General features: G+C 29.0%; 12 protein-coding genes. 4 read left to right on the top strand and 8 right to left on the bottom strand.

Annotation, left to right across the window (positions count from 1 at the left end; translation table 11 throughout):
- Positions 1 to 176: 176 nt before the first annotated feature.
- Together ACQZHJ_RS05500 and ACQZHJ_RS05495 are read left to right on the top strand one after the other, a co-directional pair.
- The gene (locus ACQZHJ_RS05500; protein ID WP_430484537.1) at positions 177 to 710 is read left to right on the top strand and encodes a DUF6143 family protein; all 534 of its coding nucleotides are present in this window, start codon (positions 177 to 179) and stop codon (positions 708 to 710) included.
- A 327-nt stretch (positions 711 to 1037) separates the two neighbouring features.
- Entirely contained in the window at positions 1038 to 1658 is a 621-nt protein-coding gene (locus ACQZHJ_RS05495) for a YdcF family protein (RefSeq protein ID WP_430484536.1), read from the top strand.
- Positions 1659 to 1798: 140 nt separating this feature from the next.
- Here ACQZHJ_RS05495 and ACQZHJ_RS05490 read toward each other — a convergent pair whose 3' ends face one another.
- From ACQZHJ_RS05490 to ACQZHJ_RS05480, 3 genes are all read right to left on the bottom strand, one after another.
- Complete coding sequence (locus ACQZHJ_RS05490; protein WP_430484535.1) at positions 1799 to 2350, bottom strand: hypothetical protein; 552 nt, start codon at positions 2348 to 2350, stop codon at positions 1799 to 1801.
- Positions 2351 to 2477: 127 nt separating this feature from the next.
- A complete protein-coding gene (locus tag ACQZHJ_RS05485) occupies positions 2478 to 3878 on the bottom strand; it encodes an SEL1-like repeat protein (RefSeq protein ID WP_430484534.1) in 1401 nt (466 codons plus the stop codon).
- A 115-nt stretch (positions 3879 to 3993) separates the two neighbouring features.
- A complete protein-coding gene (locus ACQZHJ_RS05480; protein ID WP_430484533.1) occupies positions 3994 to 5577 on the bottom strand; it encodes a metallophosphoesterase family protein in 1584 nt (527 codons plus the stop codon).
- Positions 5578 to 5881: 304 nt separating this feature from the next.
- On the opposite strand from ACQZHJ_RS05480, the gene ACQZHJ_RS05475 reads away from it, so the two are divergent.
- A complete protein-coding gene (locus ACQZHJ_RS05475; protein ID WP_430484532.1) occupies positions 5882 to 6397 on the top strand; it encodes a hypothetical protein in 516 nt (171 codons plus the stop codon).
- A gap of 168 nt (positions 6398 to 6565) precedes the next feature.
- Here ACQZHJ_RS05475 and ACQZHJ_RS05470 read toward each other — a convergent pair whose 3' ends face one another.
- The 5 genes from ACQZHJ_RS05470 to ACQZHJ_RS05450 all read right to left on the bottom strand — a co-directional run bounded on the left by ACQZHJ_RS05470 (position 6566) and on the right by ACQZHJ_RS05450 (position 11491).
- Complete coding sequence (locus ACQZHJ_RS05470) at positions 6566 to 7855, bottom strand: serine dehydratase subunit alpha family protein (protein WP_430484531.1); 1290 nt, start codon at positions 7853 to 7855, stop codon at positions 6566 to 6568.
- Between the two features lie 202 nt (positions 7856 to 8057).
- Positions 8058 to 8576 carry a hypothetical protein gene (locus ACQZHJ_RS05465; RefSeq protein ID WP_430484530.1) on the bottom strand — a complete coding sequence of 173 codons (519 nt, stop codon included), beginning with the start codon at positions 8574 to 8576 and terminating at the stop codon, positions 8058 to 8060.
- A gap of 19 nt (positions 8577 to 8595) precedes the next feature.
- Positions 8596 to 9459, bottom strand: a complete 864-nt coding sequence (locus ACQZHJ_RS05460; protein ID WP_430484529.1) for a polysaccharide pyruvyl transferase family protein — start codon at positions 9457 to 9459, stop codon at positions 8596 to 8598.
- Positions 9413 to 9649, bottom strand: coding sequence for a hypothetical protein (locus ACQZHJ_RS05455; protein WP_430484528.1), 237 nt, complete (start codon positions 9647 to 9649; stop codon positions 9413 to 9415). Before ACQZHJ_RS05455 ends, ACQZHJ_RS05460 begins: the two co-directional genes overlap by 47 nt.
- A gap of 9 nt (positions 9650 to 9658) precedes the next feature.
- Positions 9659 to 11491, bottom strand: coding sequence for a glycosyltransferase (locus ACQZHJ_RS05450; RefSeq protein ID WP_430484527.1), 1833 nt, complete (start codon positions 11489 to 11491; stop codon positions 9659 to 9661).
- 152 nt (positions 11492 to 11643) lie between these two features.
- On the opposite strand from ACQZHJ_RS05450, the gene ACQZHJ_RS05445 reads away from it, so the two are divergent.
- The gene (locus ACQZHJ_RS05445) at positions 11644 to 11940 is read left to right on the top strand and encodes a hypothetical protein (protein WP_430484526.1); all 297 of its coding nucleotides are present in this window, start codon (positions 11644 to 11646) and stop codon (positions 11938 to 11940) included.
- The last annotated feature ends 1 nt before the right edge of the window (position 11941 follow it).

The following is an 11941-nucleotide window of genomic DNA, read 5'->3' as shown; positions in this document are numbered from 1 at the left end:
GTAGTAGAAATCAACTACTTTATATTTATATTCCTAAAGAATACACTTATGCTTTAAAACTCAACTTATTAATATCATATATGTTATTATCGTTTTTAAAAATATGTAACTGTATTTTTTAATTAATCATAATATAAAGTAAACATGCAAAAAATAAATTATTATAGGTGATTGTTATGTCATATGAAAAGCCTTTTAAAACAATATCTATTCCTTTTGATCTTTATGAATCTAAAATAGAAAATTACTTTATAGGCCAAACTCCTACCATAATTGGTCAGCCAAGTAAAGCAATAGCCTTATTGCTTAATCCTTATAATTCAAGAGTTAATATATATCTAAATGCAATAACAATAACTAATCTTTCTAGTAGCAACTTATCTGGTACAATTTATCTTAAATCTATTGCTACTGGAACAAATAGTAGCCTAGTAAGTTGTGCTAATATCGGTATTAACCCTCCACCAATCCCTAAGGGTAAAATTCAGTCCTCAATTAGCATTAACTCACCATTAAACGGTATTCCAATCTTTAATAGAATTGTTTCTCCAATTTCAACTTTAGTATTAGACGGAAGCCAGATTATTATTTCTCCTGGTGAATCAGTTTTAGTTTCCTTAGGCGAATTAGTTACTACAGATGTAAATGCCATAGTTGCATTTGGTTGGTGGGAAGAAAAAATTTTTTATTATGGGTGTTATGCTGATTAATTATTAATAATTAAAAACTTTTTAGTCTATGTAAAAATAACTTTTTAATAAAACTTGCAGACAATATTACGAGAATAACTATGAAATCTTAAATAAATCTAGTAATTCTCGGGATATATTTATAAGTCTTTACCAAATCCTTATATCAACAAAAATCTTTCTTAAAATATCGTAATGTTTTTTTCATAATTAAATCACAAGTTTGTAAGGTCTTTATGAGAGAATAATATTAAGGATAAAACTTACATTTAAGTAAAAGGAATGTATTTTTATCCTTTGCATTCATTTGTGTAATAACTTAAAAACTAATGAAAAGGAAGTGATAAATTGTTTAAAAAGAAAATAGTTCTTATACCTATAATAATACTAGGATTATTTCTTGCTACTTTAATATTATTTGAAAGCTTTTTAACATATAAAATGATGACTTTCAAAAATATAGATGAACTTAAAGATGTTAAATATGAAATAATTTTAGGTGCTGGACTATATGGAGATAAACCAAGTCCTATACTTCAAGAAAGATTAGACGCTGGACTAGCCTACCTTGAACTTCATCCCAATACCAAAGTAATAGTTTCTGGTGGACAAGGCTCAAATGAACTTATTTCAGAAGCTGAAGCCATGAAAAAATTCCTTGTAAGTAAGGGAATAAATCCAGATAGAATAATTGAAGAAAATGAATCAAAATCAACTTTTCAAAACTTAGAATTTAGCCAAGAGAAACTAGAAGAACAAGGTGTTAAAAATGATGAAGTCCTTATTGTAACAAGCGACTTCCATCTATATAGAGCTATGGAAATAGCAGATTATTTGGGCATAAAAAATGAAGGACTCCCCTCCAAAACACCAATAGTCCTTAGAGTTCAATATATGGTCAGAGAATTCCCTGCAATGATTAAATTACTTCTTCAAGAAGCATTCTTAGACACAAAAGACATAGTATAAGATAATTATTAGGCTATGTCTTAAACTAGTGTTGATTTCTAGATATAGATGAAAGACCATCTTAATTAGCAGTTAGGTCTGAAGATATAGCTAGAAATCAACACTCACTTAAAACAAAGCCAATTATTTTTTAAAGTTAGCTATTTATTTTTAAAAGCTTCATAGTTTTTTATTTTTGTTTTTATTATCCCTATCTCAGGATTATCTTTATCTACATTTTCCATTTTAGTTACTAAATACTTAGCATATTCTGTATTACCTTGTTCTAAGACCTGATTAGCTTGTACAACATAATTTTTTATTATAGCATCTTTACACTTTTTTATTTCAATCTCACTATTTTTACTCAACTCTTCTGCCTTTGGACTAATCTCTTTAAAGACATTAATAGCTTCATAATAGTTATTCATTTCTTCTAAATCCATGCCTCTACTGTAAAGTTGGTTTTGTTCTTGATCAAATTGAATCTCATCAAGCTTTTCATATATTATTGGAGCATTTCTATTGATTGACTTTGCCTTATCTAATAAAACTTCTGCTACTTTATACTCCTGATTGTTTATAGCTTTATTTGCATTATCTATATATTTATTAAATCTTTCTATTTTTAAATTATTATAATGTTTACCTATTAATACTCCTAAAATAACTAAAATACATATAGCTATTACTATTTTCACTAGTTTTTTCATGTAATCTCATCTCCAGTACAACCATGCTAAATATTATGCCTATTTATTTTAATTTTCTCTATTTTTCTGGCATAATGAACTTCTATAATAATTATACCACACCCTGAAAACGTTTCTTAAATTTCTTTTAAGCCTCTTTTACAAATAATTTTTCCAATGACTCTTGTGCATCTTTGTTTCCTTGCTCTGCTGACATATTAAATAGTTCTACTGCCTTTTGCACATCTTTCTCTGTACCTTGTCCTAAATAATACATAAACGCCAAGTTACATTGGGCATCTGCAACACCTTGTCCTGCAACTTCATTAAATAATCTAAATGCCTTATTATAATCCTGTTCTAATCCTTGACCTAAGTAATACATTATTCCTAAATTATTTTTAGCAGGAGCATGTCCTTGAAAGGATGATTTATTGTATAAATCAAAAGCTTTACTAAAATCCTGCTCAACTACTAATCCGTTTTGATACATAAATCCTAGATTACACTGTGAATCAGCATGTCCTCTCTCTGCTCCACTCTTAAAATACTCATATGCTTTTTTATAATCTTGGTCTACTCCTTCGCCTTCATAATACATAGTTCCTATATTGAAATTAGCTTCTAAATGCCCCCTTTCAGAGGCTTTTGTAAATAAAGCAAAAGCTTTATCTAAATCTTTATCTACACCTTCACCATTCTGATACATTATTCCCAATCTATTCATGGCATCTGGTATTCCTTTAGACGCTACATCACTAAAATATTCAAAAGCTTTCTCAAAACTTTGTTCTACACCTTGTCCATAATAATACATTACACCTAAAGTATTTTTAGCTAAGGCACTTCCCTTCTTAGCAGCCTTTATAAATAAAACCTCTGCCTTTTTATAATCTCTTTCTACACCTTTCCCTAAACAATATAATATTCCTAGATTGTTTTGAGCCTCTGTATTACCTTGCTTCTCTGCTCTTCTATACCATCTGTAAGCATTATTAAAATCAACTTTAGTTCCAATCCCTTGCTGATACATTTCTCCTAATTTATTCTGTGCATCACTATTTCCACTCTCTGCTGCCTGTCTAAATAATTCAAAGGCCTTCTCATAATCTCTTTCTACGCCTCTTCCCTCTTTATACATTATAGCCAAATTATTTTGTGCTACATGATATCCTTGTCTAGCAGCTAACAAATACCAAGATACTGCCTTATCATAATCTTGTCTTACTCCATGCCCTAAGTAATACATGTTTCCTAGGTTAAATTGAGCTACTGAATATCCCTGTTCTGCAGCTCTTCTATACCATTTTTCTGCTTTCTTATAATCTTGTTTTACTCCCTCTCCAATATAATACATAACACCTAAGTTTAACTGTGCTACTTCATTTCCTTGTTTGGCAGATTTTAAATACCATTCCTCAGCTTGTTTATAATTTTTCTCACCAATCTCTCCAGAGTAATATAAACTTCCTAAATTTAATTGAGCTATAGGATTTCCTTCCTTAGCTGCTTTAATATATAATTTTTCTTTTTTAATTCCCTTCCCCATGTATTCCACTCCCATTTTTTTATATTTTTACTATTTTTAGTATATAGCATTACATAAACAAAATATAGTTAATACGATTACATGGGAGTTAACTTTTCTTGAATATATTTTTAGCTTAATTAAGATTATTAGTTATGAAATTAATCTGATAAGCATCTCTAACATTTCTCTTATTGACTTTTTCAATTGTTAATATAAGTAATTCATACTCTTTTCCTGCCTCTAAATTAGTTAAAGAAATATATGATTCTCCTTGAGGAACACTTATTCTTTCCTCCTTATTGACTAAAATTTCTCTAACTTCTATCTCTTCATCGATTAAAGCTGTCCAACTTATTATTGCTTTATTTCTTTCCACCTTAATCACAAATGGATTATATGCACTCTCTATTTCTGATTTTTCTAAAAAATCCTTATAAGTTTTTATATTTAAAACATTAAATCCCTGTGATAACTTATTTTCTATTTCATTAACTCTTACTTCTCTTCCATTTAGATATAAAGCTATTTCTCCTAATTCCTCATTACAAAAAGCTAATTCTACTACTTCACCTTGTAGCTTAATTCTTGCTATTATAGAAAAATCTTTATTTATATCATTATCATCAAAACTTATTTCCGAAAACTTCTCAGTACACATTATAAAGTCTTCAAAATTTTTAAAGTTAATTTTATCATCTTCAAATTTTATAATCTCTAAAATCTCTTGAACTTTTTTCTTATTATACTTCTCTAGTAAAACTCTTTCAAAAGCTTCTTTACTTATTAAATCATAATCTATAAATTTTGAAATACTATAATACTTAGAGTTTAAATCAACTATGTAATTGTAGCCTTTAATATATCTATGATTTAAATAATCATATAAACTTATTTGAACTTTATCTTGGTAAACAGTTATATGATACCCTATTTGTCCTCTTGAATCACCTTGATCATTAGAACGAAAACCAGGTACATCAACCATTATTCCATACTTTTTCTTTAATATATCTAAAGTACCAAGCCCATTATGAATATGTCCAGAAAAAAGTATTATTCTGGGATACTTTCTTAATACCTCTTTTATTTCAAAATCTTGTACCCCCTCATCCCATTCATTACTATTCCAAAAAGTTCCTCTCAATGGTTGATGAAGTATTAAGAACACTGGTTTTCCATCTTCATATCCTTCAGCAATCTTTTCATCTAACCAATTTAGCTGTTTCTTTGATATATAAGCTCTATCTTTTATGTTCCACTCAGTATTCATTACAATAAAATGATACCCATTTATCCATTTATCAAAATAAATATTGTCATTATTTTCTCCCATATATGGCTTATTATAATTTATATATCGATTACAGATTGGTTCCCACTGATCTAACCATCTTACTTGATGATTACCTATTGCAGTTATAAACTCTAATCTATCTTTATTTTCATTTAGAATACTAAAATATCCCTTAAACTGTTCCTCATCATTGCTCTCTGCAAAATCACCACAAACTAAAAGAGCTTTTGACTTAGGAAATTTTTCTTTAATATCTCTAATAGCTTTACCAAACTTAAGACTCAGTTCATCATTTGGGTCATCAGTTGTAATGTGAATATCACTTAAAACATCAAACTGAAAAATCCCTTCATCTGGTTCTTCTTCTGTCTTATAAAATCCAAACTTTTTTCCATAAAAACTTTTCACTAAATAATCACTCATAATCTTCTCGCTATCCTAACTTATCGTAAAGATAATATTCCTATATAATAATTAGAATAGCTCCCCCCTAAACTTAATAATAAAAATATAAATCACTATCTTAATTAACCTTACAACTATACCATACTACTTATCATAATAAGTGTACATTGTACATTATTACAAACTCATAAATTTCCAATTATTCTATTTACTACTTTACTTATAACTTTAAAAGTACTATATTAATAAAGGACCAATTCACACTTTGTTCAAATTTAATTAAATTTATATAAATCAAAAAGTATTTTAAGGAGTGAAACAATTGAATAAAAACGATAAACTCAAATCAACTATTTCAACAATAATTATGATAATAGCATCATTTTTCATTATTGGACTTTTACATGATATTTCTAAAGCAATTATAGGTGTGATATGTAATGGAACTTTAAGATTTGATCATGGAATAAAAGTTTCAAATGCTCATTATGGTAGCATAACTTATCCAATTAACCTTTTAATAGGTATAATTATTCCTATATTATTCTTATTTATTTTAGTTCTTATATTTAATAATTCATTAAGAAATGGAGTATATCATAAATTTACTCTTATATTCTTTATATGTTCAGTATTAAGCATTTCAATATACTTAATATTCTATCCATTAATCTTAACATTTACTAATCTTGGGCTACATACTGAGTTAGATGACCTTATAAAAACAACTGGAATAAGTCCATTAATAATAATTATTATAGCTATATTAATAGTATCTTTACTAGTTAAATTAGCTGCAAAGAAACGATTATTTAGACATATGAAAGGCACTAATTAGCTTAAATACAAAGCCCTATTTTAAAGCAATGGTGCTGTATCAAAATAAGTTTTATTATTAAGTTTTGATACACCCCCGCTCACTTAAAGCTCACTTAAAATAGAGCCCACAAAAAATCTGCAGCATGGTTTTATCAGTTAACTTATCCATACTGCAGATTTTTTAAAATTATTTTTCTTTTTTCTTTTTGTCTAGCATTATATTAAGTATTGTATCATCTACATTATTAAATCCATTTCTTATTAAAACCTCTATGCTTTCTATGGTCTTTTCAACATCTTTAGATACTATTCCATCATTAGATGTCGCTGATATGCCATTCATTGCAAGATTTGCACATTGAATAGCTGCATTAGTCCCTGTAGCTATCTTTAATGCACAAGTCTCCTTAGCTCCATCACATATCATCCCTGATAAATCTGATATCATATTATTTATGCAGTAATTTATATTTTCTAAGTTTCCACCTAATAAATATGTTATTCCACATGATGCTCCTGTTGCACCAGCAATTCCAGCTCCACACAAAGGTGATAATCTTCCCATATGCTTTTTAATTCTTATAGTAACTAAATTACTTAATACTAACGCTCTAGCCAATTCTTCTTCTGACTTTCCAAGAAGCCTACATGTTGATGCAACTGGTATTGAACAAGCTATACCTTGATTACCACTACCAGCAGTTGTCATTATTGGCATTGGACATCCATCCATTCTTGCATCAGAGGCTGCCGCCGAAGCTGCTATAATTTTATTTGAAGCATCGTTAGAAAATAAATTAAAGTTTCCCTTCTCTAATATTTTGCTTCCTACTTGAAGACCATATTCTCCCTTTAACCCTTCTTCTGATACCTGCTCATTCATTCTCGCACTTTCTAATATAAATTTTATATCATCAAAATCAGTTTCTTTAGCAAAATTATAAATATCTTTTATTGTAAATAACTTATAGTCTTCTTCTCTCTCTATTGCACTTTCTCCACACTCTTTATCTAATAAGCACTGATCATTTTTTCTAATAACAGTAACATTAGTATGTGAATCCTCTATTATAACCTTACTCTTATCTTTTCCATCTGTAAGTTCTACCTCTATATAAAGAGCCTTGTCTATGTTCTTTTGTCTTATATTTATTATGTTGCTATCAACAATTTGCTTAGCCCTTTCAAGTTCCTTATCTGTAAAGTTTGATAATATTGTTAACTTTTTATAGGATTTTTGAATTGAGATTCCTAAGGCAGCTGCTATTTCTATTCCAACGCCTCCATCTGTTCCCGGTATTCCAACTCCTAGTGCATTCTTTATTACATTTGTACTTAAAAATATATTTACCTCTTTTACTTCTCCATCTAATTGTTCTGCCCCTATTGATGCTGCATAGGCTATAGCTATAGGCTCAGTACATCCTTCTGATGGTACTACTTCTTTTTTTAGTGTTCTTAAATATAACTCTCTCATATTCTCACCTTCTTAAACTCTAATTACATCTTAATTATAACACCTCAAAAGCCTTTTGTAATCATTTACAAGAATATTCATTATTTCTTCACTTTAATCTAATCTTATTAATGCATTTAAATTCTATATTAGTATATTTTTTAAGTGGTTATATCAAAACAACCTTTAATATAACCACTTATTAACCTTAGTTATCAAATTTTTATTTTAACTCTGTTATAAACAGTAATCCTCTTCCATTAAGAAAGCATTCACTTCCTGTAATTAAAAAGTCTAGCGCTGCGGCACATTCATCGGTAATTATCTCAAAGCTTTTAGCAAGTTTAACTTCACCCTTTTCATTTGGCTCATTAGATTTAGCTATTCCAGAAGTAACCTCCTCTTCATTTATTCTTGGTATAACAGTTCCATATCCACTTTCACCAACATATAGCTTAATATCATAGTTAACCATATATCTTCTATTAGCTTTTAAATATATCATTGTTGGTGATACTTGTTTTATAGAACTTCCAGCTATCCATTTAGCTTTGAACGGCACGTTACTTTCACTTGGCAATTCTTCTATTATTGCAGCCCCTTCCCAAAAAACCTCATCTTTACAATCCTTCTTTTTCATCATGTTATTTCCATTACAGCTACTCTGACTATAAGTTCCATAATAACAAATACAATCAGATACTTTTTCTTCACAACAATTTTTAGTATTCTTTGATTTCATATTAAAGCACCTCGCTTATTTAAATTAAGTTATCTAAAGACTTATCTAAAATCTTTTTATATGAACTAATTTTTCTTATAATTTTTCCAGATATAACTTCATTATTTCTTTCTATATTAGCAATGACTCTCTTTACCTCTCTGTAAAACTTAGTACTGCCCGTAGAAACAACTAAATTTTCACACTCTATGGACTTAGCAAAATCATAGCACTTAAGTCTATAACCTAAACATACAAAAGGCACTCCAGCTACTGCTGATATAATATTAGAATGCAATTTAAAATTTATTGTAAAAGTACATTCCCTTATTATATCTACCAAATCTTCACCTTTTCTATTTTCTAAATCACATATAACCTTATGAGGTTTGTCTAAACTTTTATAAAACTTTAAAATGCTTTCAGTATCCTTTGGCCACATTGAATAAAGATATATACTATATCCTGAATCTATAAGCTCATTAGCTATTTTACTTAACTCATTAAATATTCGTTCTTCATCTCCGCCATAAATCCTATTCATAGATGTTCCAACATTTATCCCTACAAATTTATTCTTTTTTTTAAAGCCAAATGGATTTTCCTTTCCCTTTCCCTTAAGTAAGAATCCAGGATCACCAGATAATATAACCTTGCTCATATCTATATTTGAACGCTCTAGAATTTTATAAGTTATTGGGCCTCTTACACCAAAAAAACTAGCTTTCTTAGATAATTCATATAATTTTTCCTCAGTTAAATCTGGATAAATATATACATATTTTCTATTCATTAAACCATCAATACTTTTAAATTCATCAAGTGAATCATATGCTGAACCCCAAACCATTACTTTCTTACCACTCTTTAATGCTCTGTGCAAAACATTTACAAAACCATGCATTAGTATAGAGTCCTCCACCAAGACATACAACATCATATTTATCAAAGTCATTGAAATTCTCACCACACATGATTCCATGCACTACACAGCCCATACCAAACTTTTCTTTAGCAAGATTTTTAAAACAATCTAGCATAAGTTCATCACCTATATTTTTAGAACCAACCCATCCAATGTAAAGAATCTTCATAAAATCCTCCTATTGAAAAGCTTCCATATATATATCTATTACTTGATTAGCTATATTGGAAATTTCAAATATCTTATTACTTTTTTCAAAAACCTTATCTAATCCCCTATCTATCGCTTTCTTATTCAGCCAAAGCTTTTTAATATCATCATAAAGGTAAATAGCATTATTACTCCTTTTAGAACCATGATCTCCAAAGTACATTCTCCAAGCCTCATCAAAGTTCTCCTCATTGACTAATCCAAAATATCCATTATTCCCGGTAGCTATAACAGGCTTTTTAGATGCCATAGCTTCTATAGCAACTCTACCAGTCCCAACCACAAAGTCACTACAATTATAAAAATCTGGCAAATCAGTTTGTCCACCAGTAAAATGTATTAATTCTTTTCCAAGCATCTTGTTAGCTCTATCTCCTATATTCTTAAGCTCCTTGTATCCCGGACCATCACCAACTATTAAGGCATGTACTTCTATACTTTCTTCTCTTTTTAAATCCCTACATACCCTTATTAGATTTTCGCATGTTTTAACCTTTCCCCATGCCATTCTACTGCAGTACATTGCCACAAAATCATTATTCTTTATTCCAAATCGTCCTCTTATATTCTTTCCTAGTAATTTTTCATTAAACTCATCATAATTAACACCATTTGCAACAACCTTACCATTAATACCATATCCTAATAACCATTCATAAGTAGGATAACTAACACAAATAACTTCATTAGCTAAAGGTAATTTTGTAGAAACTATATCATGATAATACATTCCATGAATGGTAAATACACTTGCTATTCCCATTTCATTTGCAACATCTAAAACTAAACTCCCAGAAGGAGATTGATGAAGATGAACTAAATTAATATTTTCTATATTAATTATCTTTTTTATCATCTCTTTATATTCTCTACTTTTAATAGAATCCTTTAAAACAGTGGTTGGAAAATTCACATTGTAGACCCTACAGTTTAACTTTCTAAATTCAGGCTCTAACTCTCCTCTTCCTCCTAATATACTTACTGAAACGCCTCTTCCCATAAGTTCTTTTGCTAAATAAAGCACATGTGTTTCTGTTCCTCCTATGTTAAACTGATCTAATACTAAAAGTACATTTAAATCTTCTTTTTTAATTCCTACTACATTATGTTTTTTACTATAAAACTTTCTAGACCTCTGTTTTTCATGAGCTCTATACATATATAACTCTTCATTTAAATTATCTAATCCATATGGCAATAACTTAACTATAAACTCATAATCTTCAGCACCATCTAACCTTCTTGTTAATCCACCTAACTTATCAAATACTTCTCCTCTTATCAACAGAGTTCCATGAGATACAGCATTTCCTCCTTTTGCGAAAGTATCTTTTATCTCTTCAACACCAAACTGAATAAAAGTTGGAGTATTAATTCTTAATCCATCATCCTTAAAAATTGAATAATCTGTCCCTACAGCATTTATTTCTTCATTTGAAATTAAATATTTAACTTGCTTTTCTATCCTATCTTTATTAGATATATCATCTCCATCTTGCATTGCTATAAATTCACCACTAGCAATATAAAGACCTGTAGTAACAGCAGCTGCAAACCCACAATTTCTAGGCATCTTTAAAAATATTAACTTTTTATTTTTTCTTAATGCCTTTCCCTTTTTTTCAATCCAGTTTTCTATAATTTTCACGCTATTATCAGTAGAAAAATCATCTATAATAATTATTTCTATTTTTTTGTAGCTTTGGTTAATCAGTGAATTTAAGCATTCTTCGATATAGTCTTCATTGTTATAATTAGATATAACTATGCTAACTAACCCCTTTTCTCGTTCTTTAACCATAATTAATTCATCCCTCTTACTCTAAGGCTTAACTACTATATTCTATGAAAACAAATATTTTGCGTACACAATTTTTAATAACATTATCAAATAGTTTTATATTTTCATAGGATATAATTATGGAATTTTTAATTATAATGTGGAGGTTTTTTATGAATAAATGCTCGTGTGGAATCCTAATGCGTCCTGAAAATGCAGATACTTTGGTTATAATCCTAAAGAATGCAAATCCATGCTTAAGCTTTCAAACTATTTCTATATACGACTGGGATACAGGTTCACCTGTGCTAGTACATTTACAAAACTATTTTATTCCTGGCAATGGAACAAATACCATAGAGTTTCCTTTAATTTATAACGGATATGACTGCAGTTATATAATAGATAAATATGAAGTAAAGACAGATCCTCAGATTAAGGGGATAACTGTTAAGATTTCAACAAAGTAAG

Origin of the sequence: Clostridium sp. B9 (assembly GCF_050509515.1) — a bacterium.
Classification (GTDB): Bacteria; Bacillota; Clostridia; order Clostridiales; family Clostridiaceae; genus Sarcina.
This window is presented reverse-complemented; position numbering and strand designations above follow the sequence as displayed.

Bases quoted from the DNA above. Each gene is read 5' to 3' on its own strand.
- ACQZHJ_RS05450 (WP_430484527.1), bottom strand. From the start codon at position 11,491: ATGGTTAAAGAACGAGAAAAGGGGTTAGTTAGCATAGTTATATCTAAT.
- ACQZHJ_RS05490 (WP_430484535.1), bottom strand. From the start codon at position 2,350: ATGAAAAAACTAGTGAAAATAGTAATAGCTATATGTATTTTAGTTATT.
- ACQZHJ_RS05455 (WP_430484528.1), bottom strand. From the start codon at position 9,649: ATGAAGATTCTTTACATTGGATGGGTTGGTTCTAAAAATATAGGTGAT.
- ACQZHJ_RS05460 (WP_430484529.1), bottom strand. From the start codon at position 9,459: ATGCATGGTTTTGTAAATGTTTTGCACAGAGCATTAAAGAGTGGTAAG.
- ACQZHJ_RS05500 (WP_430484537.1), top strand. From the start codon at position 177: ATGTCATATGAAAAGCCTTTTAAAACAATATCTATTCCTTTTGATCTT.
- ACQZHJ_RS05485 (WP_430484534.1), bottom strand. From the start codon at position 3,878: ATGGGGAAGGGAATTAAAAAAGAAAAATTATATATTAAAGCAGCTAAG.
- ACQZHJ_RS05465 (WP_430484530.1), bottom strand. From the start codon at position 8,576: ATGAAATCAAAGAATACTAAAAATTGTTGTGAAGAAAAAGTATCTGAT.
- ACQZHJ_RS05445 (WP_430484526.1), top strand. From the start codon at position 11,644: ATGAATAAATGCTCGTGTGGAATCCTAATGCGTCCTGAAAATGCAGAT.
- ACQZHJ_RS05480 (WP_430484533.1), bottom strand. From the start codon at position 5,577: ATGAGTGATTATTTAGTGAAAAGTTTTTATGGAAAAAAGTTTGGATTT.
- ACQZHJ_RS05470 (WP_430484531.1), bottom strand. From the start codon at position 7,855: ATGAGAGAGTTATATTTAAGAACACTAAAAAAAGAAGTAGTACCATCA.